We start from the raw sequence: 26,142 nt of genomic DNA, 5'->3' as shown, positions 1-26,142 counted from the left end.
CACGGGATTTGCCGACGGACCCGCCCCGGTCGTTTCGACGGCAACGGCTTCACCGGCGGGGCCTCTGCCTGCGGACGTCAGCGGCACGGTTCGGGGCCGCCTGCCGGCGCGGGGAACCGAGCAGGTTCACGCCGCCGCACGAGAGCGGTCGTCACGCTCCTTCCTCCCGTCCGCGTCAGGGTGAATGGGCGTTCCCGAACCGGTCAGCGGAAGCCCTGTTCCGGCCCGGCGCGCCGCCACGATCTCCGCCGCGATGGACAGGGCCGTCTCCTCGGGGGTGCGGGCGCCGAGATCGAGGCCGATCGGGGAGCGCAGGCGGTCCAACTCCCCTCTGGTGAGACCGGCTTCGCGCAGACGTCGCTCGCGGTCCTCGTGGGTGCGCCGTGATCCCATCGCACCGACGTACGCGACCGGCAGCCGCAACGCCGCCTCCAGCAGCGGAACATCGAACTTGGCGTCATGGGTGAGCACGCACAGGACGGTTCGTTCGTCGGTCATGGTGCGCCGGAGGTAGCGATGCGGCCAGTCGACCACGAGGTCGTCGGCCTCCGGGAAGCGGAGGCGGGTGGTGAAGACCGGCCGGGCGTCGCACACGGTGACGTGGTAGCCGAGGAACTTGCCCACTCGTACGAGCGCCGTCGCGAAGTCCACGGCACCGAAGACGATCATCCGGGGCGGCGGCACCTTCGACTCCACGAACACCGTCACACCGTCCGGGCAACGTGATCCGTCCTCCGCGAGTTCGACGGAGCCGGTGCGGCCGGTGTCCAGCATCGCGCGGGCCTCCGCCGCCGCGGTCCGGTCCAGTTCCGGATGTCCGTCGAGACTGCCCTCGTACGATCCGTCGGGGTGGACGAGCAGCGCCCCACCGAGCAGTTCGTCCGGCCCCCGGGCCACCCGGGCGAGCGCCGACGTCTCCCCTCGGGCGGCGGCCGAAACCCCTGCCCGAAGCACCGGAGCGCCCCCTCGCACCGGCGTGACCAGGATGTCGAGGACGCCCCCGCAGGTGAGCCCCACCGCGAAGGCGTCCTCGTCGCCGTAGCCGAACCGTTCGCGTACCGTCCGGCCGTCCTGGAGCGCCTGGACGCACAGGTCGTACACCGCCCCTTCCACGCAACCTCCGGAGACCGATCCGATGACGGTGCCGTGACCGTCCACGGCCAGGGCCGCACCGGGACCGCGCGGCGCGCTGCCGTCGACGGCCACGACGGTGGCGACAGCGAAGTCCCGGCCCTCCTCGAACCAGCGGTTCAGCTCCTCGGCGATGTCAAGCACTCCGGGTTCCGCCCTCCGCCCGGCTCCGGGCTTCGTCCACCGTGCGACCCGTGACGTCGTCCGCCGCCCGCTTCCGGGCTTCGTCCGCCGCGCGCAGGACGCGATCCGGACGGATCGGCAGGCTCCGGTGGCGTACGCCGGTCGCATGCCACACCGCGTTGGCGACGGCGGCGGCGACGCCCACGATGCCGATCTCGCCGATGCCCTTGATCCCGACCGGGTCGCCCGGAACGGGGTCGTCCACCCAATCCGCCTCGATGAGCGGCACATCGGCGTGCGAGGCGAGGTGGTATCCGGCGAGGTCGGCGCCGACGAGACCGCCGGAGGCCTCGTCCCTGATCGCCTCCTCGTGGAGGGCCATGGACAGCCCCCAGGTCATCCCGCCGATGAACTGGCTGCGGGCGGTGAGGGGGTTGACGATGGTGCCCGCGGCGAAGATGCCGAGCAGTCGGCGCACGCGTATCTCACCGGTGGTGACATCGACCGCGACTTCGGCGAACTGTGCTCCGAAGGAGTGCCGTTCCTGCTTCGCGAGGGCGCCGATGGCCTCGGCCGTGTTCGACCGGGCAGTGATCCCCTCGGGCGGAATGCCGCCTCCGAGGGCCAGCCGCTCGCGCAGGTCGCCCGCGGCGAGCTTCACCGCCCACGCCCAGGAGCGTGTGCCCATCGAACCCCCGGCGAACATCGCCGGGCCGAGGTCGCTGTCCGCGAGGCGCACACGGACCCGGTCCGGATCCACCTCCAGCGCGTCCGCGGCAACCAGGGTGATCGCGGTCCGTGCCCCGGTCCCGATGTCCGCGGCGTTGATCCGTACGGTGAAGGTTCCGTCAGCCTCCGCGGTCACCGCGGCCGTGGACGGTCCGGCTCCGGAGGGATAGGAGGCCGCCGCCGTCCCGGTCCCGAGCAGCCAACGCCCCTCACGGCGGAGGCCGGGACGCGGGTCACGATCCGCCCAGCCGAACCTGCGGGCACCCTCCTCGAAGCAGGCGAGCACATTGCGGCTGCTGAACGGCAACCCCGACACGGGCCCCGCCCCGGGTTCATTGCGCGCGCGCAGTGCGATCGGATCCACGCCGCACTTCTCTGCCAGTTCGTCGAGGGCCGATTCGAGGGCGAAGGAACCCGGCGCCTCGCCCGGAGCGCGCATCCAGGACGGGACCGGCACATCGAGCCGCACCAGCCGGTGAAGCGTGTGATGCGCGTCGGCGTCGTACATCACGCGTCCCAGCACGGCGCTCGACTCGACGAATTCGTGCACGGTCGACGTGAGACTCTGCGCCTGGTGATCGAACGCGCGCAGCCGTCCGTCCATGTCGGCGCCGAGCCGGATCCGCTGCGCCGTGGGACTGCGGTAGCCGACGAGAGAGGGCATCTGGCGACGAGTCAGAACAACGCGAACCGGTCGGCCGAGTACGGTGGCGGCCATCACGGCCGCCACTTGATGGGGGCTCAGCCCCTTCGATCCGAACCCGCCGCCGACGTGCTCGGACCGCACCCGTACGGAGGCCGGGTCGAGGGAGAACAGCTGCGCGAGTTCGCTCGCCACCCAGGTGCTGCCCTGGTTGGAGTCGACGACGTCGAGCCGGCCGCCGTCCCAGCGAGCCGTCGCCGCGTGCGGCTCCATCGGGTGGTGGTGTTCCTCCGGAGTGGTGTACTCCTCGTCCACGACGAAGTCGGAGGCGTCGAGCTGGGCTTCCAGGTCACCCTTCTCCGTCTCCGCCTGGACCATCGGGTTGTCCTGCGGTATGTACGTACCCGAGCGGCCGGCGAAGAACGCGACATCGTGCGGTTCCTCGTCGTACCGGACCACCAGCGCCTCGGCCGCCTCCCTGGCCTGCTCGGGCGTCTCGGCCACCACCAGCGCCACCGGCCAGCCCACGAAGGGCACACGATCGTGCTGGAAGATCCCGAGGACCGGGCTCGGCCGGCCCAGCATCCCCACGTAGTCGGTTTCTACCCGCGGGGCGTTCCCGTGGTGCAGCACGGTGAGGACACCGGGCATGGCCAGGACGGGTGCGTCCTCCACCGATCGGATACGGCCACGGGCCACGGTCGACAGCACCAGCCACCCGTGGGCGAGGTCGGCGAAGGGAATCTCTCCGGCGTACCGGGCCGCCCCGGTGACCTTGTCCCGGCCCTCCACGCGGGCGTGGGCGGAGCCCACGGCTCCCGTCACGGCGGCGCTTCCGGTCGTCGTGGTCATCGGGCGGCCTCCTCGGCGAGTTCGGTCAGTACGGCCACGACAAGATTGCGCATCAAGGTCACCTTGTACCCGTTCTCGGGAAGCGCCTCGGCGGCCGCCAGTTCGGCATCCGCGGCGGCTGCGAACGCCTCCGCGCCCACCGGACCGCCCAGTAGCGCCCGCTCGGCCGCACGGGCCCGCCAGGGCCGGGACGCGACCGCCCCGAAAGCCAGGCGCACATCACGTACGGCATCGTCCTGGACGTCCAGCGCGGCGGCGATCGAGCCGATCGCGAACGCGTACGAGGCGCGCTCGCGCACCTTCCGGTACCGCGAGCGGGCGGCGGCCGGGGACGGTGGCAGCGTGACGCCGGTGATCAGTGCGCCGGGCGGAAGAGCGGTCTCGATGTGCGGGGTGTCGCCCACGGGCGGATAGAGCTCGGTGATCGGCAACTCGCCGGTGCCGTCGGCCGTTTCGTACGAGACGACGGCGTCGAAGGCGGCCAGCGCGACCGCCATGTCCGAGGGGTGGGTGGCGACACAGTGTTCGGAGGCGCCGAGGATCGCGTGATTGTGGTGCTCGCCCGTGATGGCGGGACAACCACTTCCGGGAGCACGCCTGTTGCACGGTTTGGCGAGGTCGGTGAAGTAGCCGCAGCGGGTCCGTTGGAGCAGATTTCCGCCGACCGTGGCCATGTTGCGCAGCTGCCCCGAGGCGCCTGCCAGAACCGCCTGCGCCAACGCCGGGTAGTGGCGCCGCACTTCGGGATGGGCGGCCAGATCGGCGTTGGTGACGGTCGCACCGATGCGCAACGCACCGTCCCGAACGAATTCGATTCCATCGAGCGGGAGTTCGCGTAGGTCGATGAGCAGCGCAGGCCTTTCCACGCCGGCCTTCATCAGGTCGATGAGATTGGTACCGCCGCCGAGGAACCGGGCGTCGGGGTCGGCACCGATCAGGGTGACCGCTCCGGCGACGTCGTAGACGCGTTCGTAGCCGAACTCCCTCATGCCGCCTCCTCCTTGCCGTCGGCCGCATCCGCCGCATCCGCCGCCTGTGCCACCGCCTGCACGATCGCCACGTAGGCTCCGCAACGGCACAGGTTTCCGCTCATCCGCTCGCGGATCTCTTCGGCGGTGAGCGCGGGAACCCCCGCTTCGGGCCGGACGTCGGCGGTCACGGCGCTCGGCCAGCCCGCCGCGTGTTCCTCGATCACAGCGAGGGCCGAGCAGATCTGCCCCGGTGTGCAATATCCGCACTGATAGCCGTCGAGGTCGAGAAAGGCCTGCTGCACCGGATGCAGTCGATCACCATCGGCCACACCTTCGATGGTGGTGATCGCGCGCCCCTCGGCCGCGACCGCGAGCTGAAGGCACGAGACGGCCCGACGCCCGTCGAGCAGCACCGTGCAGGCGCCGCATTGGCCCTGGTCGCAGCCCTTCTTGGTACCCGTCAGATCGAGATGCTCGCGCAGCGCGTCGAGCAGGGTGGTGCGATGGTCGACGGGCAGCGTGTACTTCTCGCCATTGATGTTCAAAGTAATGGTGCTGGACGTCGATGGGACCATGATCAGCCTTCTTTCGCGTTGCTGATGCGCGTCGAACGAGATGATCCCGGCAGGCGGTCCGGGAGGAAGGAGGTGATGTGGGCTGATGAATCGGCGACGATGATGGGCGCCGATCGGCCACATGGCCGGATCTGCCACTATGGTGGACCCAAGCGGACAACCGTCCGCTTGCTCATGAACTTAGCGGACAGTTGTCCGGTCAGCAAGGCCGGACTTGACCGTGATTCCGGAAGGAGGGCGAGTGCCGGAGGAGAAGAGCGTCACTCTGCGCTCGGACGCGCAACGGAATCGCGAGCGCATCCTGGAAGTCGCACTCGCCGAACTGACAATGGCCGCGGACGCCCCGCTGAGCACGATCGCGAGGAAGGCGGGCGTCGGGCAGGGGACGTTCTACCGCAACTTCCCCAACCGTGAGGCGCTCGTGCTGGAGGTCTATCGCTACGAGATGCAGCAAGTCTCCGACACCGCAGCCCAGTTGCTCCGCACCCGCACCCCCGACCAGGCCCTCAGGGAATGGATGGACCGCCTGGCTCAGTACGCCATGGCCAAGGCCGGTCTGGCCGACGCGCTGCGCAGGACCACCAGCCGGTACGGCAGCCTGGCCCAAGTGGGTCACGGCCCGGTGACCCGTGCTGTCACGCTCCTGCTGAACGCGAACGAGGAGGCCGGCACCGTCCGCCCGGGTCTGACCCCCGACGACTTCCTGCTCGCCATCGCCGGGCTCTGGCAGATCGACCCGCACGGCGACTGGCAGCCTCGTGCGACACGCCTGCTGGACCTCGTGATGGACGGACTGCGGGCGGGAGCGCCCGGAACGGCCCGGACCGCGACGGCCGAGACGCCCCGGTCCGAGGCACCCGAGCCGGAGAACGGCCGGACCTGAGGTGGGCGGACCTCGGCCAAAGGCGTGAGCCCGAGCCGGGTGGAACCCGGGCGGGCCCGCCGCGCCCGGGAAGCACCGGGGGCCAGGCCCGCCTGCCGGGAGAGGTCCCTGCTCCGGACCGGCCGTCCTCGTCCCGCCGGGTGGGCCGCTTCCGCCCCGGGCCTCCTCGCTCAGCCCACCGTCACCGGCGACGACCCGCCCGCCACTGCCACGCGGGGTGTCCCCGTACCGTCAGCGGGGACGGTCCAGACGTCGCTCGCCCGGCCGGCCCCGCCGGGCAGTGCGTAGGCGACGGTGCCGTCGTCCAGCCAGGCTGCCTGGTCGTCGACGCTGCGTGTCTCGGCGAGCGGTGTCTCCCGCATGGTCCGCAGGTCGAGGACGTACAACCGCCAGGGCGCGGCCGGATCGTCGGAAACCTTCTTCTTGAAGGCGATCCGGGTGTTGTCGGGCGACAGGGAGGGACACTCGACGTTCTGCCGCAGGGCTTTCGCCGACCAGTCGCTCATGTCCCCCTCGACGAGGTAGGTGCGCCCCTTGGTGGAGACGGTCGCGTAGAAGCGGCTGTCGTCACGAGCGAAGGTCACCCCCCAGTAGTTGACGTCCGGGGCGTGGTAGCGCGCACCGTCGATGGTGAGGGGGATGTCCTCCATGGACTTGATGAGGTAGCCGGTGCGCAGATCCAGAACGGCGGTCCGGGTGGAGAAGGCGGTGGTGGCGTACGAGTCACCGGTGGCGAACACCGTCCAGGACAGCATCCGTCCGGAGGCGGAGACGCGGGCGCGGGTGGGCACGCCCGGCATGGTGACCCGTCGCTTCTCGCGCAGTCTGCCGTCGAGGACGATCGCATATGTCTTCGGCAGCACCCCGGGCTCGGCACGCAGGCAGAGTCCGGTGTCACCGGCGGCGTAGAACCTGTCGCAGACAGGTCCGCCGGTGGTGCGGGTGCCCGGGCCGCGGGCTCCGGGAGCGCCGGCGAGCGGCTGATGCGCGACACGTCCCGTGGCCGTGTCACGGAAGTACAGCGCGGGTCCGCCGAGCGTGAACGACGCGTCGGCGACGCCGTGTCGCCCGTCCGACCGGTGCTTCGCGTGCAGGGCATACCCGACGGAGCCGCCCACGAGGAGCAGCACCGCGGCCACCACCACAGCGATACGGGTCCGAGGGCGCAGCGGGGTCGCGGGACCCGGGAATCCGGCACTCATATGGTCCGCCTGTCGGGGATCTGGGCACCCGGCTCCTCGGAGGCCGGGGTGCCGGAGGGGTTGCGTGGCAGCAGCGCCCAGCCGCCCGCGAGCGCGGCGAGCAGGGCCGATATCGCCGCCCACAGTGCGGGACGCGGCCCCCACACCGTCCACGCGGCTCCGAAACCCGCCGCGGCGAGCATCCGGGCCAGCGCCTGGCCGGTCTGGAGCAGGGCGAGTCCGCCTGCCCTGCCGTCCACGGGCAGCACAGGTCCGGCGAGGGCCATCAGCACCCCGTCGGTGGCGGCGTAGAAGACACCGAGCAGCACGAGGACGGGAACGAGGAGAAGCGGGGTCGCGCCGCCGCTCGTGGTGACGAGCGCGGCGTAGACGCCGAGCAGCGCGACATGTCCGTACAGGAACGGCAGTCGGCGGCCGACCCGGTCCGCGATCCGGCCCGCCGGGACCGCGAGCAGCAGGTAGCACGCCGCCGCTCCGAGCGGCAGCAGCGGGAACCAGCCGATGGGGAGGTCAAGACGGCGCTGGAGCAGGAGGTAGACGAAGGCGTCACCGACGGTGGCGGCGCCGAGCAGGGCGGCGGCTCCGAGGATCCGCCGGAAGGCGGAGTCGCGCAGCGCTCCGAATGCCTTGCTTCTCCGGGGAGTCGGCGTCGCCGGCGGTGCCGGGCGGTGCCCGGGAACGTACAGGACGAGGAGCAGTACGCCGAGCAGGCCGATGCAGAAGCTGACGACGAACACCGCGTCGTAGGCATCGGCGGTCGCCCAGAGCAGGGCGAACGCGGCGAGCGGGCCGAGCAGGGCACCCGTGGTGTCCATCGCGCGGTGCACGCCGAAGGACCGTCCGAGTGCCTCGGGTCGGCTGCTCAGGGTGATCAGCGCGTCCCGGGGGGCTGTACGAATGCCCTTGCCGATGCGGTCCGCGGCGAGGGCAGCCGCGATCCCTGCGGTGGCGCCGCCCGCGAGCAGCAGGCCGAGCCGGGAGCAGGCGGAGAGCGCGTAGCCGGCCCCGGCGACCCGTTTGTGGCGTCGGCCGCGGTCGGCGGCGTGCCCGCCGAGCAGTCGCACGACAGCGGCGGCGCCGTTGAACAAGCCGTCCAGGACGCCGAATTGGAGAGGTGAGAGACCGAGTCCGAAGACGAGGTAGAGCGGCAGCACCGCGGTGACCATCTCGGAGGAGATGTCGGTGACGAGGCTGACCGTGCCGAGTGCCAGGACGGTGCCGGGGACGCGTCGGCCCGCTCCGCCGGTGCGGGGCGGGGCCGGCGCGTCCCGGCGGCCTGTGGTCGCCAGATACATCAGTGGCAGGTGTACTTCGGGCTGGTGTCCTTGGCCTTGCCGTCGGTGCCGACGTAGCTCCAGCCGTAGCCGGAGTCCGTGAAGTCCAGCTTCAGGACGCCGTATTCACCGCTGATCCGCTTCTGGCTGTTGGGCTGGACGTTCTCGATGGGGTACGGTTCGGCGCCGCCCATGCCGCCGACGATCTCGGTGATTCCGTCGGCGGTGGCCTTCCCGTCGGGGTTCTGTGGCGCGAACCGCTCGTAGTGGTGGTCGTGCCCGTTGAGCACGAGGTCGGCCTTGGCTCCGTAAAGGATCTTCCAGACCGGCCTGCTGACCGGGTCGTTGCCGTGCCCGCCCGAGGAGTACAGCGGGTGGTGCCAGTATGCGGCGATGCACGCCTTGTCGTTCTTGGCGAGGTCGGCCTTGAGCCAGTCGATCTGGGCACTCTGGTCGAACGAGTTGGAGTCGAGGGCGATGAAGTGCCAATTGCCCTCGTCGAAGCTGTAGTAGCTCTTGCCCTGGGGATACGCGATGGCCCCGTAGTAGGCCTTGTAACCGGCCAGTGACCCGGCCGGATCATATGTCTCGTGGTTGCCCGGTACCGGATGCGTCTTGTTCTTGAACGCGCCCCACGTCTTGTCGTAGTAGGCCCGGTAGTCGGCGATCCGTGCGTCGTCGTACTGGTTGTCACCCATCGTCAGATAGAACTTCGGATCGAGCTTCTGGGCCGATGCGGCGGTCTTGGGGTGGGCGCAGGCGCTGTCGGAGGCGGTGCACTGGGCGGCGATGTCACCGGCGGCGACCACGGTGAAGGCGCCGGTCTGCGGAGGTGTGCCGCCGAGCGTGCCGTACACCTCGACCTCGTGCAGCGAGTAGCCGTAGGCGGTTCCGCGCGCGGTGCCGTACACGCGCAGGTAACGGCCCTTGCCGGAGAGGGACGACCACTCGTCGGTGCCGCCGTTCCCGGCCGTCTCGTCGGCGAGCCGGGTCCAGGTGGTGCCGTCGGCGGAGATCTCGATCCGGTACGCCTTGGCGTACGCGGCCTCCCAGCTCAGCGTCACCCGCGTGACGTCGGCAGCGGTGCCGAGATCGACACGTATCCACTGCGGGTCCTTGCCCTCGGCGCTCGCCCAGCGGGTGGCCGGGTCACCGTCGAAGGCGTTCTGCGGGCCGAGAGCGGAATCTTCGCTGGAGGACGCGGTGGCGGGCTTGCCACGCGAGATGAGTGGGTCGGCGGCGGCACCGGCCCGGTCGGGGTCGACGAGCAAAAGGGTGCCGACGAGGAGGAGTACGGCGGCGGCGATCGTGCCCACCGTACGGCGCCGTTTGAGCATGAGGGGCGGAGCTGAGCCGATCAGTTGCATCCCTGGACTCCTGGCCTTGGGGGTGGCGAGAGCTGGGCTTCAGTGCGTGACCTCGCGTCCTTGCCCGCGTTCGGGCAGGGCGCGGCATCGTGGCGGCCGGGGCAGAGCTCTCGCTGAGCGCGTCATGCCCACGGGGGTCGGGCACCGCGCCAAGCCGCCATCCGGGATGCTAGCGAACAGTAAACTTTCCTACCAGTCCCCCAACTCCCTTTGCCTCAGCTGTCGTTCAGCGTTGCGCCCGCAGTGTCGTTTCGGTACGCGCGGCACGGCCGGAACGCGGCAGAGGCAGCGGACGTCGTCGTGGGTCCGCGCCGCGATCCGACCGGGCGACCCGAGCACGCAGTGCCCCATGAAAGCCCGCTCGGACCTCTTCGGCAGTCCGCTCGTGGCCAGGCCTCGATGCGCATGGCCCTTCTGGTTCGCCCCCTGGACCGAGGACATGGACGTGCGGCCGCACGAGGCCACCGCGGACATCGTCAAGTTCTACGGCCGCGCCCGAGCCGCCGCCGACCGGGCGATCGACGAGCGCCACCTCGACGACCTCGGCACATCCTGGAACGGCACCACCGTGTCCCTGCGCTGGGTGCTGATTCACATGATCGAAGACACCGCACGGCACGCCGGTCACATGGACATCGTCCGGGAACTCGTCGACGGAGCCACCGGCGACCACCCGCGCGACTGACACAGCGGTCCGACCCGTTCCACCCCCCAGGCCGACCTGCGGTCGGTGGCCGGGCCCGGCGCGCAGCGGTCCGCGCCGGCACCACGACTCACGAATGCGCAGACGGGCCGGGGGTGGTGCTCGCTCCCCCGGGCCGACCGCCCCCCGTGGGCGGGCGAACCGAAGGGGGCGGCTGGTCAGGCCGGGGTGGTGTCCGTAGCGGAGGCGGGGTGCTCGCCGTCGCCGAGTTCGCGGGCGAGGCGGCGCAGGACGGGCCCGTACTCGGGATGGGCCAGAGCGAAGGCCATCTGGGCGACGAGGTAGTCCGCCGGATTGCCGGTGTCGTACCAGCGGCCGGAGATGACCTGCCCGTACACCGCGCGGCCGGCGGCGTAGGCGTTGATGGCGTCGGTCAGGTAGACCTCGCCGTCGCGGTGCTCGTGCCAGCGCCTGGTCTGCTCGCGCAGTTCCTCGATGATGCCGGGGGTGATGACGTAGCCGCCGATGGCCGCGTACGCCGAGGGGGCGTCGGCGGGCTCGGGCTTCTCGACCAGGCCGATGATGCGCAGCAGGCCGTCGCCCAGATCCTCCTTGACCACCGGCACCCCGTAACGCTGGGAGTCGCCCTGGTCCATCGGCATGAGCGCCAGCACCGGGCAGTGGGTCGCTTCGTACGCGCGGATCAGCTGCTGGGCGCGGGGCACCTCGGCCACGAACACGTCGTCCGGCCAGAGCACCAGCATCGGCTCGTCGCCGAGGTTCCTGGCGGCGTTGAGCACCGGTGTGCCGTTGCCGTACGGGCCGTGCTGGTCGAGGTAGGTGATGTGGCCCTGACGGGCCAGTTCGGCGACCTCCTCCACGGCGTCCGCGTACGCGGTCTTGCCGTCGGCACGCAGCTGCTCGACCAGGGCGGGGTTGGGCCGGAAGTGGTCCTGGATCAGGGACTTGCCACCGGAGACGACGATGGTGATGTCCGTGATGCCGGACGCCACCAGTTCGCGCACGGTGTGCTCGACCACCGGCTTGTCGCCGACCGGCAGCATTTCCTTGGGGGTGGCCTTGGTCAGGGGCAGGAGGCGGGAGCCGAGTCCGGCGGCGGGGATGACCGCCCTGCGGATCGTCGGGGGCATCGGGTCTCTCTCGGTCGAACGGCACTCCGCGCCGGACGGCGCGGCATTCTCCGACGCTACCAACGCCCCGGCCCACGACCGGGCGGCAATCACTCGTCCGGACCGATCCGGCGGTCACCGGCACAGCAAGAGACGGTGTGCTTCGTCACCGCGGAGCACCCGCTCGTGTCGATCGCCTCGGTGACGCGGGGGCGCACCCGCTCGCGCAGCTCCGCGAAGCAGCCCTCGGCAGACCGGGCGGTGCGCAGCCGGTCGCCAGGGACGGGGATGCGGAGCGGGACGTCCCCGCGCCGCGGACGGTCATCTGCCGAATCGCCGTTCGCGATTCGCGTACGAGCGCAGTGCCCGCAGAAAATCGAGGCGCCGGAATGCCGGCCAGTAGCAGTCCACCCAGTGCATCTCGGCGTACGCGGACTGCCAGAGCAGGAAGCCGGACAGCCGCTGCTCGCCGGAGGTCCGGATGATGAAGTCGGTGTGGTCGGCGGTTGGCGAGTACAGGTGGCGGGAGATGTCCTCGATCTCGAACCGCTCGACCAGTTCGGCCGGGTCGCCACCGGCTGCCATGTGTTCCTCGAAGGCGCTCTTCACTGCGTCGACGATCTCGCGTCGGCCGCCGTAGCCGACCGCGACGTCCACCTTGAGCCCGCCGCACCCGGCCGTTGTGGCGGCGGCCTCCTTGAGCACCCGGGAGCTGGCGCCGGGCAACATGTCCAGCGAGCCGATCACCTGGACCTCCCAGCGACGGCCTTCGGCCGTGATGTCCCGGACGGTCTCTTCGATGATCTCGATCAGCGGGCCGAGCTCCTCGGCGGGGCGGCCGAGATTGTCGTCGGAGAGCATGAAGAGGGTCACGTGCTCGATTCCGGCGGCGGTGCACCAGCCAAGGAACTCGGTCACCTTGGCACCGCCCGCCCGGTACCCCTCCGAAACGTCCGTGTGTCCCGCTTGCCGTGCCCAGCGGCGGTTGCCGTCGACCATGATCCCGACGTGTCTCGGGCGTGGCAGCCCCTCCAGGGTGACAGCCAGTCGACGCTCGTACACCGCTTCGATAGGCCGTCGGAGGAACAGCGGGAGCAGCTTCATGAACCATCTCCATCGTGCCCGGCTACGTCCGGCGACCCTACCAGGCCCCCTCGCCACGTCAGCGAGCGATCCAATGACGTTGCCGCACGGGCCACTTGGCCGGCCGGACGCGCGGTGGCCGGATCGTTCGCCGGGCCGATCGACGGACTGCTCGGCCGGGACGTCCACCCAGCCCGGCGGCTCGGTCGTCGATCGATTTCAGCCGGGCTCGGGCGGGTGTGAGGCTCGCGGCGTACCGGGCGTCGCCCGACAGCAGGGTCTTCGTTCAGGGGCCGGTGACACACCGGCAGCGTCGCACCGCGCTTCAGGAGGGCCGACAAGCCGCTGATGGTGCTGTCCCACGGTGGTGGCCAGCGAGTTTGCAGAAATCGAGCTGGGACACAAGGGATGGTGGTACTCCGCCGACAAGGGCGTTCTGATGAAAGGTGCGTGCGCCATGGGCATTATTGCGTGGGCTGTGATCGGGTTGCTGGCCGGTGCGATCGCCAAGGCGTTGATGCCCGGCAAGGATCCCGGCGGCTGCCTGATCACGATGCTGATCGGCATCGTCGGAGGCCTGCTGGGCGGCTGGCTCGGGAAGGTCATCTTCGGCGTGCACTCGATCAAAGGGTTCTTCCATCTCTCCACCTGGATCGCCGCCGTCGTCGGATCCGTCATCGTGCTGGCCGTCTACCGGCTCGTCCGGGGGCGCCGCACCCGCTGATCCGCGCTTTCCGCCTCACGGACCCGGAGGTGTGCCGCCCTGCCGGACGGCAGGGCGGCACCAGGGGCGGCGACCGTCGGCAGCCTGCGCGGGTGCCCTCGGCGGTGCCCCGGAGCACGCTCCGGACGCCTGAACCACGTTCAGTTCGGTTGCCTGAAGCAGGATCGGGATGCCTGCACCGCGTTCAGGTCGGTTGCGTGGAGCAGGATCCGATAGCTGGTGAGCCGGTCGTACTCGACGATCAGCGGGAGGAGTCGGCCCGGATTCTCACAGGCGGGGCCGACCGGTCAGCGGCCAGGACGGAAGTCCTCCGCCACCAGCAGGAACTCCGAAACCGCCTTCATGAACGCCTCCGGCGCCGTGCGGTGGATCAGGTGTCCGACCGGGATCGTGACCACCCGACCGCCCGGTATGCGACGGGCCAGTTCGGCGATGGCGTCCTGGGGCACATGACTGCGTGGTCCCCCGGCCACCACGAGAGTCTCGGCCGTGATCCCGCTGAGCCGATGCAGCCACCTGGGGTCGGGCACGTCGATCTGCTTCCTGACGGCCTGCACCATCTCCCAGTCGAAGGACAGATCGCCGCCCGGCCTGGTCGGGGTGGTCGGCTCCCGGGGGCGCGGGGCCGGAACGTCCTCCAGGACGAGCCTGCTCACCCGCTGCGGATGATCCGCCGCGAGCAGATAGGCCACGACGCCGCCCATGGAGTGCCCGATCAGGTCCACCGTGTCCAGTCCCAGCACGTCCAGGAACCCGAGCACATCGGCCTGCATCAGTTCGAGCGAGTAGTCTCCCGGCCAGTCGCTCAGGCCGTGACCGCGAAGGTCGAGGGCATACACCCGTCGACTGCGGGCGAGGCCGGGTGTCACCGCCGCCTCCCAGTCGGTGGCATCCTCTCCCAACGCGTGCAGCAGAACGAGCGGCGGAGCGTCCGACCGGCCCGACACCGCGTAGGCCAGCCGGATACCTCCCACGTCGACCGAGCGGAGATCAACCATGTCCGGAGGCTATACGGGACAGCCCTGCCGAAGGATCGGCGTTCACTCGCGGCCGAATCACGGGGGCTCGGCCGCAGCGCGCCCGGGTGCGAAGTCGGGTGGCACCATCGAGCCGACGACCGACGACCGGCGAGATCGCCGAACGGAGCACACTCACGTCGTCGATCGCCCCGGAACGCATGAGCCTGCTGCGCCGCGGCGACCCGGCACCGGCCGAATGCGCCGCGGCGTCGCTCAGCGATCAGCGCTCGGGCGCAGATCTGGCATGGCTGACCGAGCTGCGGTGAGCACTCACGCGCGGCTGCCCACCGTCATCCCGCCGACGGTGGGACGATCCGCTTCTCGAACCAATGGTGGGCGTACGGCTCGGCGTTGAAGGCGGGGACCTCCTCGAAGCCGCAGGAGTGGTACAGGCCGATCGCGGCGTCAAGTGCCTTGTTGGTGTCCAGACGCAGTACGCCCCGGCCGTCCTCGGCGGCCCGCGCCTCCAGTTCGGCCAGGAGCCGGCGGCCGAGGCCCAGCCTCCGAGCGTGCGGGGCGACCCACATTCGTTTGATCTCGGCCGGGGCGCCGGACGGCAGCTTCAGACCGGCGCAGCCGACCGGCTCGCCGTGCAGCCGGGCGACCAGGAACAGGCCGTGCGGCGGGCGGAGTTCACCGGCGTCGGGCAGCAGGCTCCGCGCGGGGTCGAAGCCGGCCGCGAAGCGCTCCCGCAGTTCGGTGAAGTAGGACCGCAAGCAGTGCTCGGCCTCGGGATGGTCCGGGTCGACGACGTCCAGCGTGACCGTCGCGGCAGTCAGCAGCCGATCGACCTCGGCCATGGCGGCGACCAGACGGGCGCGTTGGGCGGCGTTGAGCGGTTCCAGAAGAGAGGCTGCCAGCTCGTCGCTGCGGCCATCGAGCACGGCGCACTCTGCGCGACCCGCGTCGGTGAGCCGAACGGTACGCACCCGTCTGTCCCGAAGCTGCGGCTCCACCGTCACCAGGCCATCGGTCTCCAGGGACCGAAGCAGGCGGCTGACGTATCCGGAGTCGAGCCCGAGGCGTTCGCGCAGCCGCCGTACGTCCTGGCCCTGTTCGCCGATCTCCCAGAGAAGCCGGGCCTCTCCGATGGGCCGGTCGCGGCCCAAGTAGTGGTCGTGGAGCACACCCACGCGTTCGGTGACGGTGCGGTTGAACCGCCGTACCCGATCGATCTGCACTGAATCCATTCTCTGACTCTAGTCAGATAATGTCGGTCCGGCCCAGGAAGCTGCCGGGCCGGCCGCGCTCCGTGGCGCTCCTGCGCCCGGTGGGGTCAGCGATCTCGGCCTGCCGGCCGAGGCCGTGGGAGCCCGGGCAACTCACACTCATGGTCCCGCGTGAAATACCCCAATGGCCCCTGCCCGACCATGCCCTTGAAGCGAGCATGCGCCTCGCGCGCGAGGCACAGACGCAACACATGGACCGGCATGACGACGGCGAGATGCTCCGCCACCGGAGTGAAGGTCATCTGTCGGTGCATCAGCTCCTGGTCGATCGCGGGCGCGGTCCTCGACCACCCCGCAGTCGGCGCCCAGCAGCTCACGGCCTTCCAACAACGATCCCACCCCAGGACCGCCGGATGACGCACCGTCAGCACGCATTGGGTGACGACCACGTGACCTTCGCTGCCACAAGGCCGATACTGCCGACAGCGGCGTTCCCGCCGACACGCATCCGATCCGCCACAGATAGCTGACAAAACGTCACCGAAGTCAGTATCAAGTCAGCATCAGTACCGCCGGAAGCCGCGGCCAACCGCCACCGACCGCGAGATCAACAACTGCATGCACCGGCTCTGGCCAGCGAAAACACAGATCATAGGCCCACCTGCCAAGCTCCCCAGGAGGTACCCATGAGGATGCTCATCAACGTCCCCGAAACCGTTGTGGCGGACGCGCTGCGCGGCATGGCCGCCGCTCATCCCGAGCTCACCGTGGATGTCGAGAATCGTGTCGTCGTACGGCGTGACGCGCCCGTGGCGGGGAAGGTGGCACTCGTCTCCGGGGGCGGATCCGGGCACGAGCCGTTGCATGCCGGGTTCGTCGGGCCGGGAATGCTGTCGGCGGCCTGTCCGGGAGAGGTGTTCACCTCGCCCGTGCCGGATCAGATGGTTCGCGCCGCCGCCGCGGTCGACGGCGGGGCGGGGGTGCTCTTCGTCGTCAAGAACTACACAGGTGACGTGCTGAACTTCGAGATGGCCGCCGAGCTCGCCGAGGACGAGGGGGTGCGGGTCGCCCAGGTGCTCGTCGACGACGACGTGGCGGTGACCGACAGCCTGTTCACGGCCGGGCGGCGTGGCACGGGCGCGACGCTGTTCGTCGAGAAGATCGCCGGGGCGGCGGCCGACGAGGGTGCGCCACTGGAACAGGTGGAAGCCGTTGCCCGGCGGGTGAACAAGGCGTCGCGGAGTTTCGGGGTGGCGCTCAGCGCCGTGACCACGCCCGCCAAGGGGTCCCCCACGTTCGACCTGCCGTCGGGCGAGCTGGAGCTCGGGATCGGCATTCACGGCGAGCCGGGACGGGAGCGGCGTCCGATGATGACGTCGCGGGAGATCGCGGACTTCGTGGTGGACGCGGTGCTGGAAGACCTGCAGCCGAACGCACCTGTGATCGTGCTGGTCAACGGGATGGGTGCGACGCCACTGCTGGAGCTGTACGGGTTCAATGCCGAGGTGCAGCGGGTGCTGTCCGAGCGGGGTGTGGTGGCGGCTCGTACGCTCGTGGGGAACTATGTGACCTCGCTCGACATGGCGGGCTGTTCGGTGACGCTCTGCCAGGTCGACGAGGAGCTGCTGCGCCTCTGGGACGCGCCGGTGGAGACTCCGGCGCTGCGCTGGGGCCGTTGACCCGCCGACAAGGAGATCATGTGCTCGACGCCGACTTCTTCCACCGTTGGATGACCGCGGCCGCGACCGCAGTGGACCGCGAGGCGGACCACCTGACCGAGCTCGACTCGGCGATCGGGGACGCCGACCACGGCAGCAACATGCAGCGCGGATTCGCCGCGGTGACCACGCTCCTGAACAAGGAACAGCCACCTACCCCGGGTGCTGTGCTGATGCTCGCCGGGCGTCAGTTGATCTCGACGGTCGGTGGGGCCTCGGGGCCGTTGTACGGGACGCTGCTGCGACGTACCGGAAAGGCGCTGGGCGACGCGCCCACCGTGACTCCGCAGCAATTGGCGGAGGCGCTCGGGGTGGGCGTCGCGGCCGTGGCGCAGCTGGGCGGGGCGCAGGCCGGGGACAAGACGATGCTCGACGCGCTGCTGCCGGCCGCCGAGGCACTCGACACCTCGTTCGGGGCAGCCCGGGAAGCGGCCGAGGCGGGAGCACTGGCCACGGTGCCGCTGCAGGCCCGCAAGGGCAGGGCGAGCTATCTGGGTGAGCGCAGCATCGGGCATCAGGATCCGGGGGCGACGTCCTCCGCACTGCTGATCGCCGCATTGGCCGAGACCGGCGCTGCCGACGGGGGTGACGCATGAGTGGCGGGAAGCAGGTCGGGATCGTGCTGGTGTCGCACAGCGGCCCGGTGGCCGAGTCCGTCGCCGAGCTGGCCAGGGGCCTTGCCGCCGGCGGTGCGACGGCGCCGGTCGCCGCCGCGGGCGGCACGCCCGCGGGGGGTCTCGGAACCAGTGAGGAACTGATCGCCGAGGCCGCCAGGTCGGTGGACGGCGGTGCGGGGGTCGCGTTACTGGTGGATCTGGGCAGCGCGGTACTCACGGTCAAGACGATGCTGGCCGACGGCGACGAACTGCCGGCCGGTTCGCGACTGGTGGACGCGCCGTTCCTGGAGGGCGCCGTGGCCGCCGTGGTCACCGCGTCGGCGGGCGGCGACATCGCGGAGGTGGAGGCCGCGGCGTCCGAGGCGTACGGATATCGCAAGGAGTAGCAGCCGGAGATCCACGGTCCGCGAGACCGCCCCGCACCCGGATTTCAGGGGTGCGGGGCGGCTCCGGGCAGGCTCTCGGGCCGTCAGGCCGCCGGTGCGGACCCGGCCGCCCCGATCCTGACCTGCACCTTCTGCGTCGTGCCGTTGACCGTGACGGCGAGCGTGATCGTGCCCGGCCGGAGCCCGGTGAGGGTGCCGGTGGTCGGGTCGAGGACCGCCGTGTGGCGTGGGCGGGCACCGTCGCGGTCACCGATGTGGACGTTCGGGGATCCGGTCCAGTCGGCGGCCAGCGGGAAGCCGACCGGGACACGGCGGTCGCCCTGGACGACGGTCGCCGTGACCTCTGCCCGGCTTCCGGTGCCGAGCACCGGCGGCGCCCCGATCTCCAGCGCGTCGACATGCGCGCGGGTCTGCACGGAGACCCAGTCGGGACCTCCCTCCCACGGCCGCTGCCGGGCGACGGCCTGTTCACCGGGGCCGATGCGGTCGGCGCCGACCAGCGACCAGCCGGTGAAGCCGCCCTCGCCTGCCGGCCCGGCCGGTGCCTTCCCCGAATTGCCGTTGATCAGGTACGGCACTCCGTCGACGTGCGAGGCGTGGAAGACCCCTACGTGGCCGCCGATGAAGGCGGCCCCCTTGCCCGTCGCACGGCGGAAGTCGGCGAGCCACTGTTCGACCAGGGCCGCTTCCTTCCGGTCCCCGAGCTGGCTGCCCTTCTGCACGGTCGGGTCCCGCGGCGGCACGTGCTCGATGAGCATGACCGAGTCGACGGTCCGGTCCTTCGCAGCCGCGTCCAGCTGGGCTCGGAGCTGCTTGATCTGGGCGAAGCCGCCGGCGCGCAGGCTGAGGCCTGATGTGTCGAGAGTGACGAATCTGGTGCCCTTGTGGTCGAACGTCCGCTGGGCGGGTCCGAATTCGGTGACGAAATCGCCGATGCTGCCGCCCATCACCTCATGGTTGCCCGGTACGTAGTACCAGGGCAGCGAGTCGCCGAGTTCCTCGGTGAGGATCCGGTGCGCGAAGGCCAGGTCCGCGGGCGATCCCTCGTCGACGAGGTCACCGTTGATCACCAGGAAGTCCGGTCGGGCGGCCTTGATCTCGCGCAGGGTGCGCCGTGCCTGGGTGACGATCGCGCTGTCCGGGTCACGGGCGACGAACTGGGCGTCGGACATCACGGCGAACCGCCAGTCCCGGCGCTCGGTCACGGCGGCCGGATCGATCAACGGGTCCGCCGGTGCCGCCTGTTCGGGAAGGTCGACGGTCGGCGGCACCTGGGCGGTGAGCTCGTCGATGACGATTTCGCCGGTGTACTGCCGGGCTGCCGCGGTCTCCGCGAGGTAGAAGCGGGACACGGAGAGCGGCATGGCGGCTCCGGGAGGGACCGCGAAGGTGATCTGTCGCCAGCCGGTCCACGTGACGTACGGTCCGCGCAGCAACTGGTCGGAACCCGCGGCGTCCTTGAGGTGGAGGGTCGGCCAGGCGCCCTTCCCGTCGCCCTTGATCCACAGCTTGAACGACTGGGGCTGGCCGGGCACGGGGACGGGCTGGGGCGGGGCCGCGTAGGCGGCGCGGGTGGCGGTGGACCGGGTGAAGTCGTAGGTGAGTCTCAGGCCGGTGCCGGTGTGTCCGTCGGGCGTGCCGGAGAGGGATCCGCTCGCCCGTGCCTGGCTGAATTTCCAGGAGTCCGCGTCGTCGAAGGAGGAGACGGCCTGCTCGGCGAGGCCGACGCTGACGGCGAGGACGGTCGTGGTGCCGGCGACGGTCGCCCTGATCTGTCCGGCGCCGGCGCCGGTGCGTGAGGTGACGCTGAAGGAGCCCCGGCCGTCGTCGCGGATGTCGAAGAGCGCGTGGTCGTAGTCGAGGGCGATGTCGCGCGGCTCGACGGGGGCGCTGGTGCCGTGGGCGTCGAGGCCGACGATGCCGAAGGTGCCGGTCGCGTCGGCGTCGGCGAGACCCACCCGCCGGGTGGTCGGCTCGATCCGGGCGAGCCGGTCGAGGACCGTCAGGGTGGTGGTGCCGTGCGCCGCTCCCTTTTCGGCGCGTATGTCGGTGGTGCCGCCGCGGCGCGCGGTGAAGAGCCCGTCGCCGTCGACCGTGCCGACGGCGCTCCGCACCGTACGCCAGCGCGGGGTGCCCTGGGCGGGGCCGTACGTCTCGTCGTATCCGGTCGCGGTGAGGCGCCGGGTGAGTCCGGGGAAGACGCGGTCGGGGTGGCCGCCCTTGACCGGATCGACGCCCGGTGCGGAACCGGCCGGCGTGCGTGGCTGGACCCAGAACCCCTTGAGCCGGCCGCTGCCGTCGGGAGCGGTGAGGGCGAGACCGTTGGGGACGGTGCGTTCGCTCCCGTCGGACGGGCTGTTCTCCACACGGAGCGCGTCGCTGCCGGGCTCGCGCGCGACGAGGGTCGACGATCCGCCGCCGTCCAGGTTGAGTGCGCTGTACGCCCCGGCGCGGCGCATCATCAGGCCGAGCTCGGTGAGGGTGACGCCGCCGCTGTCGGCCTGCCTCCCGTCGACGGTGAGGATCTGCATGTTCCGGCCGTCCTTGGAGAAGCCGACGGCGGTGCGGGGTGCGGCGGTGTTGTTGCCCTCGCCGTCGTGGTTCTGCGCGACTCCGTCGACGACGAGGAGTTCACGGCCGCCGACCGCGGTGCGGGGCACGGCTCCGCCGTCGGGGCGTGCCCGGTAGGTCAGGGACACCGGATCGCCGGGCTTCAGGGCGTCGAGGGCGGCGGCTGCGGCCTCACGGCCGACGAGGACGGTGGTGCCGTCGGGGACCGCTCCCGATCCCGGGCCGTGCGCGACGGAGACGACCTTGCCCTCCCGTACGACCGCCTCGGCGACGGGGGTCGCGCCGTCCACGGTGAGGGCGCGGTCGGCGCTGCCCCAGGCGGAGGTGTAGACGCCGATTCCCCCGGCCGGCACATTGGCTGCGTTGTACGCGGCGAGCGGCCGCTGCCCGGAGGGGAGAGTGAGGGTTCCCTCGAAGTAGAGGTTCAGAACGCGGCCCGCGCTGCCGGGGCCGATGCCGACGGCCCGGTCGACTCCAGGGGCCGGGGACTGGACGGTGACCCCGTCCTTGATGCCGATCCCCTCCGGCGCTCCGGTCTGGTTGATGTCGAAGAAGTCGCCGTTGATCGCGGCGACGGTGCGGCGGCCGTGGCCCGCGTCGTGTCCCGCGGCGAGTTCGGAGACCGTGTGCCGTTCGGAGACCTTGCCGGAGGAGAGGTAGTCGGCGCGCACCCCGCTGCCGGCGAGGTCCACGGAGAGGGAGTCGACCCGTAGCCATTTGTCGGATTCCAGCCGGTCGTACGAGCTGAGACGGACACCGGGGGCGATGGGGCGCGACGTGCGAGCGGTCTCGATCCCGTCGCCGTCCACGACCGCTCCGGGCTCCCCCGCCGGGTTGCTCGCGGGTGGTGGGGCAACCGGTCTGAGGACCTCGGCGGCGGTACGGGGACGGGGGTCGGGGTTCGCATCGGCGAGGGCGGGCGAGATCGCGCCGCCCGTCAGGGCGCAGACCGTAGCGAGCAGTACGAGAGGTCGCGCGACCGGCCTGTGGCCTCCCCCGGCCCCGGAGCGCCATCGGGTCGTTCTGTCGACTGTGCCTCGGACCACAGATCCTCCTGGAATCGCGATGGTTGCGCCGCCCGGTGCACGGGCAGAAAGCGCTGTCGGCGGACAGCATGTCCGCGTGCACGACGGCGCACCAGAGGGCATCGGGGACCTCGGGGGAAACAGGACGCGTCGACTCGATGACAGAGATGATCAGCGGGACCGGGGTGTCGTCGGCGGCGACATTCGGTACCGGCACGCAGACTTGAGGACATGTCATCCCGGAAGCGCTCCACGCGCAGTGCGGGTCTTCTCCTGTTCCGCCGGCCGTCGGGGGCCGACCGGGCCGGGTTCGAGGTGCTCATCGCCCATATGGGTGGCCCGTTCTGGGCAGGCCGGGAGAGCGCGGCGTGGTCGATCCCGAAAGGCGAGTACGGCCCCGACGAGGAGCCCGCGGCGGCGGCCCGTCGTGAGTTCGAGGAAGAGTTCGGCTGCCCGGCGCCGGAGGGTGAGTGGGTGGCGCTCGGTGAGGCCCGTCAGTCCGGCGGCAAGACCGTGACGGCGTGGGCGCTGGAGGCGGATCTCGATGCCGCCGCGGCCGTTCCCGGGACATTCACCATGGAGTGGCCGCGGGGGTCCGGTGTGTTGCGGGAGTTCCCCGAGGTCGACCGGTTCGCCTGGTACGCGCCCCAGGAGGCGGCCGAGCGCCTGGTCACGGGGCAGCGGGTCTTCCTCGAGCGGCTGCGGGAGCACGTGGAGGGCGGGCGGGTGACACCCGCTCAGGACGGCTCCTGAGCGGGCTGTTCGCCGTCGTGCGTCCGGTCCCGCCCGTACGGGTCCTGCAGGCCGGCCTCTTCCGGTCCCGGCCGACGGGCGTCACGGCACGGCCGGGCGGCCCTCGCGCAGTTCCAGCCGGTCACCGGTGAAGCGGCTGCGGAAGCCGCGGTCGTGCGAGACGACGACGACGGCTCCCCGGTACTCGGCGAGCGCCGTCTCGACCTCCTCCACCAGACTGAGCGCGAGGTGATTCGTCGGCTCGTCGAGCACCAGCAGGTCGGCGGGGCGGGTGACCATGCGGGCCAGTGCGAGGCGTCGTTGCTGGCCGATGGAGAGGGCGGCCACCGGCACCGTCAGGTCCTCGGGACGGAACAGGCCCAGGCCGAGGAGGCTTTCGGCGTGTTCGTCCGGGTGGCCCGGCCGCCCGGCGGCGAAAGTCGCCAGCAATGAGCGGCGCGTCGGCCGTACGGGGAGCTCCTGGGGGAGGTAACCGATCCTGGCCCGACGGAGCACCGTTCCCGCGTCGGGGGTGAGGTCTCCGGCCAGGACCCGCAACAGGGTGGACTTTCCGGCGCCGTTGGGGCCGGTCACCAGGAGGCGCCGGCCGGGGTCCACGCGCAACTCCGGCAGCCGCAGCCGGTCTCCGACGGCGACGGAGCGGAGCGCGACGAGTGGTCCGGGTTCCGCCCCGCCGTCGGTGGCGACGGCGATGTCGGCGCGGAAACGCAGGGGCCGGGGCGGGGCGGGCACGGGCGCCCCGCGCAGCCCCTCCAGGCGGGTTCTGGCCGCCCTGACCCGGCCGGACAGCTTGGCCTCGTGCGAACGACGGTGCTTGCCCCAGCCCTCCCCCGGATCCTTCCCCGTTCCGGCGAGGCGTCGTCCGGTCGCGCTCACGAGCTCTTCGGCACGCGCCACCTCGTCCAGCCATTCCTGGTGGTCCTGTGCCCAGCGGCGGCGGGCGGCGGCCTTCGCCGTCCGGTAGTCGGCCCAGCCGTCCCCGTACCGGACGACGCGGCGCAGATCACGGTCGACCTCCAGGACGACGTCGGTGGTCCGCTCCAGGAAGGTCCGGTCGTGGGTGATGACGACGACGGTGCCGCGGTGGGCGCGCAGCCGTTCCTCCAGCCAGGTGGTGGCGCGGAGGTCGAGGTGGTTGGTCGGCTCGTCGAGCAGCAGGAGTTCGGGGTCGGCCGCCAGCACGCAGGCGAGCGCGAGTCTGGACCGTTCGCCTCCCGACAGCGTGCCGAGGACCCGGCCACGGGTGAGATGGCCGAGTCCGAGGCCGTGGAGCGCCGCGTCGACGCGGGCGTCGGCCCGGTATCCGTCGCGTTCCTCGTACGCCGTCAGCAGATCACCGTACGCGGCGAGTCGGTGGTCGTCCGGGGCCGCGGCTCCGGAGAGCGCCTCCTCGGCAGCGCGGATCTCCTGTTCGAGCGTGCGCAGTTCGGCGAGGGCCGTGTCGACGGCGTCCTGGACGGTGCGGCCGGGGGCGAGAGCCGGGGTCTGGGAGAGGTGACCTGTGCCGCCGGGGAAGCGGACAGCGATCTCACCGCTGTTCGGTTTCTCCGCTCCGGCCATCAGCCGGAGAAGCGTGGACTTCCCGGAGCCGTTCTCGCCGATCACTCCGACTCTGTCTCCGGGGCGGACGGTGAGCGACACCTGGTCGAGGACGGTTCGGTCCCCGTAACTCCTGGAGACGTCCTTCATGGTCAGCTGGGCGCGGGCGTGCTGAGAAGTCATGGCTGCTTTCCCTGAGGTGACATGCCTCGGCGGCGCACGACGGTGCGCGGCTGGGCGGGGCTGTCGGACGGGCGGAAGGGACCGCGGCACAGGGGACCCTCGGGGTCACCCGGCGACGCTCGACGTCGCGTGGCGGCGTCCCTGCCCGGAATCAGCGAAAGAAGTAGTACGAACCCATGGGCGTGAGTGTAGCCACGAATCGCGGGGCCGTCCGGGAGAATTTCGGACCGTCCCGACCGGTTCGGACGAGGCGTACCGGTTGGCGCAGGTGTTCCTGGTCGGCTCGGGAGGTGTCGAATCCGTCCGCGAACGAATCCGTCCGCGTCCGCACCGTGTCGCTCGGGGTGACGGCCGGCCATGGCGTAGGTCGCGAGGAGCCGACTCGAAGGAGTCGGAAGGGGCGTGCTACGGATTCTCGCCCTGAGCCGCTTCGATGCTGCTGTGCAGGTCGTTCGTCGCGTCGAGCGTGGCGGCCCCGGAGACGATCAGGCAGGCCAGCAGCGCCGCGGCTGCCATCCGCCCCACGCGGGGGCGTGGGGCGCTCCGGCCGAGCAGCGCTGCGACGCGACGGGGTACGGGTCCGGCGGCCGCGGCGAGCGCCACTCGTGGACGGGGCCGGGCGGCCCCCTCGGCGGCTCGGGCGGCGAGGGCGGCGCGGCCGATGGCTCGGGCGGCGACCCGTCGGTCGCCGACCGCCGAAGCGGCGGCCTCGTCGGCGCAGCGCTCCAGGGCGTAGCGCATGGGGGCGCGCAGCGAACGCAGCGCGGGGTGGCAGAGGGCAGCCATTTCGGCGGCGACGATGAAGAGGTGGTGGCGCCCCGTGAGGTGGGCGCGTTCGTGTGCCAGCAGGGCGTCGCGTTCGGCGGGGTCCAGGGCGCGCAGCATGCCCGTGGTGACGACGATCCGGCCGGGAGTGCCGGGACGCCCGGGCAGGGCGTAGGCGTCGGGGCGGCTGTCGCGCAGGACGGCCAGTTCGCCCTCTGCGCACCCGGGCGACCGCGCGGCCCGGTGCAGCTCCGCCCAGTGGCGGTGGGCGGCGCGGGCTACCGCGGCGGTGCAGCCCGCGAGCAGCGCCAGTGCCGCAGCCGCGAGGGGGACGGCGACAACGGGGGCGGCGTCGGAGAGTGGTCTGACGAGTTCGCCGAGGGCGGAGACGGCGGAGAAGCGCGTGGCTCCGGGCACCACCAGCAGGGCCAGGGCGAGCAGGTTGCACAGGGCGAGACCGGCGCCCGTCGAGGCGAGCAGCCGTACGGCGTGTACGGGCGACAGGGCGTCCGCCAGCCGACGGGCGGCGGGTACCGCGACGAAGGGCATCAGCAGCGGAACCCACACGGCATAGATCATCGGGCTTCTCCGTCGAGCAGATCCCGGAGCAACTGCTCGTCCTCGTCGGTGAGCTGTGACACGAATCGCGCGAGCACGGTACCGCGGTCCTCCTCCTTCCGCAGCTCGCTGTGCATCCGGCGGGCGGTCAGCCCGGGGGCGTCCTCGGTCGGGGTGTAGGCGAATCCGCGGCCGGCCCGGGTGCGGGTGACCGTACCCTTCTCGTAGAGGCGCGACAGAATCGTCGTGACCGTGGTGCGAGCGAGCGCCGCCCCGATCGCGCCCTGCACCTGGCCGGGGGTGAGCGGCGTCTCGGCCGCCCACAGGGCCGCCAGGATCGTGGATTCCAGCTCGCCGGACGGGCGCCGCTCCGATGCGGCGCGATGCGGCGTCGCGCTCCCGGGCGCCGTATCCGGTGACGGCCCCGGGGCGGCTTCGCCGTGCGGGCGGGGGGCGGGTTCTCCGCTCGATATCCCCTTCACCTGGGACATGGGAACTCTCCTCCCCCT

General features: G+C 71.4%; 23 protein-coding genes and 1 pseudogene. 9 read left to right on the top strand and 15 right to left on the bottom strand.

The window, feature by feature from the left end:
• Positions 1–126 precede the first annotated feature (126 nt).
• From ACIQCZ_RS12520 to ACIQCZ_RS12505, 4 genes are read right to left on the bottom strand one after another with little or no spacing between them, the layout of a single operon-like run.
• On the bottom strand, positions 127–1,275 hold the full coding sequence (locus ACIQCZ_RS12520) for an XdhC family protein (RefSeq protein ID WP_402281813.1): 1,149 nt from the start codon (positions 1,273–1,275) through the stop codon (positions 127–129).
• Positions 1,268–3,478: a xanthine dehydrogenase family protein molybdopterin-binding subunit gene (locus ACIQCZ_RS12515; protein WP_402281812.1), complete on the bottom strand. Its 2,211-nt coding sequence runs from the start codon at positions 3,476–3,478 to the stop codon at positions 1,268–1,270. Before ACIQCZ_RS12515 ends, ACIQCZ_RS12520 begins: the two co-directional genes overlap by 8 nt.
• Complete coding sequence (locus ACIQCZ_RS12510; RefSeq protein WP_402281811.1) at positions 3,475–4,467, bottom strand: FAD binding domain-containing protein; 993 nt, start codon at positions 4,465–4,467, stop codon at positions 3,475–3,477. The genes ACIQCZ_RS12515 and ACIQCZ_RS12510 overlap by 4 nt, the downstream gene beginning before the upstream one ends.
• The gene (locus tag ACIQCZ_RS12505) at positions 4,464–5,024 is read right to left on the bottom strand and encodes a 2Fe-2S iron-sulfur cluster-binding protein (protein ID WP_402282168.1); all 561 of its coding nucleotides are present in this window, start codon (positions 5,022–5,024) and stop codon (positions 4,464–4,466) included. The genes ACIQCZ_RS12510 and ACIQCZ_RS12505 overlap by 4 nt, the downstream gene beginning before the upstream one ends.
• Before the next feature lie 241 nt (positions 5,025–5,265).
• Between ACIQCZ_RS12505 and ACIQCZ_RS12500 the strand changes: the two genes are divergently transcribed.
• On the top strand, positions 5,266–5,907 hold the full coding sequence (locus tag ACIQCZ_RS12500; RefSeq protein WP_402281810.1) for a TetR/AcrR family transcriptional regulator: 642 nt from the start codon (positions 5,266–5,268) through the stop codon (positions 5,905–5,907).
• A 170-nt stretch (positions 5,908–6,077) separates the two neighbouring features.
• On the opposite strand, the gene ACIQCZ_RS12495 is transcribed toward ACIQCZ_RS12500, so the two are convergent.
• Genes ACIQCZ_RS12495 through ACIQCZ_RS12485 form a run of 3 tightly spaced genes read right to left on the bottom strand, consistent with a single transcriptional unit; the run spans position 6,078 to position 9,750 of the window.
• Positions 6,078–7,109: a TolB family protein gene (locus ACIQCZ_RS12495; protein WP_402281808.1), complete on the bottom strand. Its 1,032-nt coding sequence runs from the start codon at positions 7,107–7,109 to the stop codon at positions 6,078–6,080.
• Positions 7,106–8,404, bottom strand: coding sequence for an MFS transporter (locus ACIQCZ_RS12490; RefSeq protein ID WP_402281807.1), 1,299 nt, complete (start codon positions 8,402–8,404; stop codon positions 7,106–7,108). Before ACIQCZ_RS12490 ends, ACIQCZ_RS12495 begins: the two co-directional genes overlap by 4 nt.
• Positions 8,404–9,750: a discoidin domain-containing protein gene (locus ACIQCZ_RS12485; protein WP_402281805.1), complete on the bottom strand. Its 1,347-nt coding sequence runs from the start codon at positions 9,748–9,750 to the stop codon at positions 8,404–8,406. Before ACIQCZ_RS12485 ends, ACIQCZ_RS12490 begins: the two co-directional genes overlap by 1 nt.
• Positions 9,751–10,159: 409 nt before the next feature.
• Here ACIQCZ_RS12485 and ACIQCZ_RS12480 point away from each other — a divergent pair.
• A pseudogene (locus ACIQCZ_RS12480) lies at positions 10,160–10,435 on the top strand (DUF664 domain-containing protein); the annotation flags it as partial.
• Between the two features lie 176 nt (positions 10,436–10,611).
• On the opposite strand, the gene ACIQCZ_RS12475 reads toward ACIQCZ_RS12480, so the two are convergent.
• Positions 10,612–11,544 (bottom strand): UTP--glucose-1-phosphate uridylyltransferase, encoded by a 933-nt coding sequence (locus ACIQCZ_RS12475; protein WP_402281804.1) that lies wholly within the window; start codon positions 11,542–11,544, stop codon positions 10,612–10,614.
• A gap of 300 nt (positions 11,545–11,844) precedes the next feature.
• Positions 11,845–12,627, bottom strand: coding sequence for an isoprenyl transferase (locus ACIQCZ_RS12470; RefSeq protein WP_402281802.1), 783 nt, complete (start codon positions 12,625–12,627; stop codon positions 11,845–11,847).
• 436 nt (positions 12,628–13,063) lie between these two features.
• On the opposite strand from ACIQCZ_RS12470, the gene ACIQCZ_RS12465 reads away from it, so the two are divergent.
• A complete protein-coding gene (locus ACIQCZ_RS12465) occupies positions 13,064–13,330 on the top strand; it encodes a GlsB/YeaQ/YmgE family stress response membrane protein (RefSeq protein ID WP_402282167.1) in 267 nt (88 codons plus the stop codon).
• 287 nt (positions 13,331–13,617) lie between these two features.
• Here ACIQCZ_RS12465 and ACIQCZ_RS12460 read toward each other — a convergent pair whose 3' ends face one another.
• Positions 13,618–14,328, bottom strand: coding sequence for an alpha/beta fold hydrolase (locus tag ACIQCZ_RS12460; RefSeq protein WP_402281800.1), 711 nt, complete (start codon positions 14,326–14,328; stop codon positions 13,618–13,620).
• Between the two features lie 98 nt (positions 14,329–14,426).
• Between ACIQCZ_RS12460 and ACIQCZ_RS12455 the strand changes: the two genes are divergently transcribed.
• Entirely contained in the window at positions 14,427–14,615 is a 189-nt protein-coding gene (locus tag ACIQCZ_RS12455) for a hypothetical protein (protein WP_402281798.1), read from the top strand.
• Positions 14,616–14,639: 24 nt separating this feature from the next.
• Here ACIQCZ_RS12455 and ACIQCZ_RS12450 read toward each other — a convergent pair whose 3' ends face one another.
• The gene (locus tag ACIQCZ_RS12450) at positions 14,640–15,539 is read right to left on the bottom strand and encodes a GNAT family N-acetyltransferase (RefSeq protein ID WP_402281796.1); all 900 of its coding nucleotides are present in this window, start codon (positions 15,537–15,539) and stop codon (positions 14,640–14,642) included.
• Between the two features lie 240 nt (positions 15,540–15,779).
• On the opposite strand from ACIQCZ_RS12450, the gene ACIQCZ_RS12445 reads away from it, so the two are divergent.
• The 4 genes from ACIQCZ_RS12445 (at position 15,780) to ACIQCZ_RS12430 (ending at position 18,239) form a co-directional block, all read left to right on the top strand.
• On the top strand, positions 15,780–15,935 hold the full coding sequence (locus ACIQCZ_RS12445; protein ID WP_402281794.1) for a hypothetical protein: 156 nt from the start codon (positions 15,780–15,782) through the stop codon (positions 15,933–15,935).
• Between the two features lie 269 nt (positions 15,936–16,204).
• Positions 16,205–17,197, top strand: a complete 993-nt coding sequence (gene dhaK, locus ACIQCZ_RS12440; RefSeq protein ID WP_402281792.1) for a dihydroxyacetone kinase subunit DhaK — start codon at positions 16,205–16,207, stop codon at positions 17,195–17,197.
• Between the two features lie 20 nt (positions 17,198–17,217).
• The gene (gene dhaL / locus ACIQCZ_RS12435) at positions 17,218–17,832 is read left to right on the top strand and encodes a dihydroxyacetone kinase subunit DhaL (RefSeq protein ID WP_376221450.1); all 615 of its coding nucleotides are present in this window, start codon (positions 17,218–17,220) and stop codon (positions 17,830–17,832) included.
• On the top strand, positions 17,829–18,239 hold the full coding sequence (locus ACIQCZ_RS12430) for a PTS fructose transporter subunit IIA (RefSeq protein ID WP_365689005.1): 411 nt from the start codon (positions 17,829–17,831) through the stop codon (positions 18,237–18,239). Before dhaL ends, ACIQCZ_RS12430 begins: the two co-directional genes overlap by 4 nt.
• Before the next feature lie 83 nt (positions 18,240–18,322).
• On the opposite strand, the gene ACIQCZ_RS12425 is transcribed toward ACIQCZ_RS12430, so the two are convergent.
• Positions 18,323–21,772 carry a phosphodiester glycosidase family protein gene (locus tag ACIQCZ_RS12425; RefSeq protein WP_402282164.1) on the bottom strand — a complete coding sequence of 1,150 codons (3,450 nt, stop codon included), beginning with the start codon at positions 21,770–21,772 and terminating at the stop codon, positions 18,323–18,325.
• Positions 21,773–22,066: 294 nt separating this feature from the next.
• Between ACIQCZ_RS12425 and ACIQCZ_RS12420 the strand changes: the two genes are divergently transcribed.
• Complete coding sequence (locus tag ACIQCZ_RS12420) at positions 22,067–22,588, top strand: NUDIX domain-containing protein (RefSeq protein ID WP_402281791.1); 522 nt, start codon at positions 22,067–22,069, stop codon at positions 22,586–22,588.
• 81 nt (positions 22,589–22,669) lie between these two features.
• Here the strand turns inward: ACIQCZ_RS12420 and abc-f are convergent, their stop codons facing one another.
• From abc-f to ACIQCZ_RS12405, 3 genes are all read right to left on the bottom strand, one after another.
• Entirely contained in the window at positions 22,670–24,310 is a 1,641-nt protein-coding gene (gene abc-f / locus ACIQCZ_RS12415; protein ID WP_402281790.1) for a ribosomal protection-like ABC-F family protein, read from the bottom strand.
• 405 nt (positions 24,311–24,715) lie between these two features.
• On the bottom strand, positions 24,716–25,654 hold the full coding sequence (locus ACIQCZ_RS12410; protein ID WP_402281789.1) for a M56 family metallopeptidase: 939 nt from the start codon (positions 25,652–25,654) through the stop codon (positions 24,716–24,718).
• Entirely contained in the window at positions 25,651–25,983 is a 333-nt protein-coding gene (locus ACIQCZ_RS12405; RefSeq protein WP_402282163.1) for a BlaI/MecI/CopY family transcriptional regulator, read from the bottom strand. Before ACIQCZ_RS12405 ends, ACIQCZ_RS12410 begins: the two co-directional genes overlap by 4 nt.
• Between the last annotated feature and the right edge of the window lie 159 nt (positions 25,984–26,142).

The sequence above is a fragment of the Streptomyces sp. NPDC093149 genome (assembly GCF_044754145.1).
Lineage (GTDB): Bacteria > Actinomycetota > Actinomycetes > Streptomycetales > Streptomycetaceae > Streptomyces.
Note: the sequence above shows the minus strand (reverse complement) of the source record. Positions and strands in the feature narration are given on the sequence as shown.

Excerpts from the sequence above, each read along its gene's own strand:
- abc-f (WP_402281790.1), bottom strand. The coding sequence starts at position 24,310 with ATGACTTCTCAGCACGCCCGCGCCCAGCTGACCATGAAGGACGTCTCC.
- ACIQCZ_RS12495 (WP_402281808.1), bottom strand. The coding sequence starts at position 7,109 with ATGAGTGCCGGATTCCCGGGTCCCGCGACCCCGCTGCGCCCTCGGACC.
- ACIQCZ_RS12470 (WP_402281802.1), bottom strand. The coding sequence starts at position 12,627 with ATGAAGCTGCTCCCGCTGTTCCTCCGACGGCCTATCGAAGCGGTGTAC.
- ACIQCZ_RS12465 (WP_402282167.1), top strand. The coding sequence starts at position 13,064 with ATGGGCATTATTGCGTGGGCTGTGATCGGGTTGCTGGCCGGTGCGATC.
- ACIQCZ_RS12510 (WP_402281811.1), bottom strand. The coding sequence starts at position 4,467 with ATGAGGGAGTTCGGCTACGAACGCGTCTACGACGTCGCCGGAGCGGTC.
- ACIQCZ_RS12475 (WP_402281804.1), bottom strand. The coding sequence starts at position 11,544 with ATGCCCCCGACGATCCGCAGGGCGGTCATCCCCGCCGCCGGACTCGGC.
- ACIQCZ_RS12515 (WP_402281812.1), bottom strand. The coding sequence starts at position 3,478 with ATGACCACGACGACCGGAAGCGCCGCCGTGACGGGAGCCGTGGGCTCC.
- ACIQCZ_RS12485 (WP_402281805.1), bottom strand. The coding sequence starts at position 9,750 with ATGCAACTGATCGGCTCAGCTCCGCCCCTCATGCTCAAACGGCGCCGT.
- ACIQCZ_RS12420 (WP_402281791.1), top strand. The coding sequence starts at position 22,067 with ATGTCATCCCGGAAGCGCTCCACGCGCAGTGCGGGTCTTCTCCTGTTC.
- ACIQCZ_RS12460 (WP_402281800.1), bottom strand. The coding sequence starts at position 14,328 with ATGGTTGATCTCCGCTCGGTCGACGTGGGAGGTATCCGGCTGGCCTAC.
- dhaK (WP_402281792.1), top strand. The coding sequence starts at position 16,205 with ATGAGGATGCTCATCAACGTCCCCGAAACCGTTGTGGCGGACGCGCTG.
- ACIQCZ_RS12445 (WP_402281794.1), top strand. The coding sequence starts at position 15,780 with ATGACGACGGCGAGATGCTCCGCCACCGGAGTGAAGGTCATCTGTCGG.
- ACIQCZ_RS12430 (WP_365689005.1), top strand. The coding sequence starts at position 17,829 with ATGAGTGGCGGGAAGCAGGTCGGGATCGTGCTGGTGTCGCACAGCGGC.
- ACIQCZ_RS12490 (WP_402281807.1), bottom strand. The coding sequence starts at position 8,404 with ATGTATCTGGCGACCACAGGCCGCCGGGACGCGCCGGCCCCGCCCCGC.
- ACIQCZ_RS12505 (WP_402282168.1), bottom strand. The coding sequence starts at position 5,024 with ATGGTCCCATCGACGTCCAGCACCATTACTTTGAACATCAATGGCGAG.
- ACIQCZ_RS12450 (WP_402281796.1), bottom strand. The coding sequence starts at position 15,539 with ATGGATTCAGTGCAGATCGATCGGGTACGGCGGTTCAACCGCACCGTC.
- ACIQCZ_RS12410 (WP_402281789.1), bottom strand. The coding sequence starts at position 25,654 with ATGATCTATGCCGTGTGGGTTCCGCTGCTGATGCCCTTCGTCGCGGTA.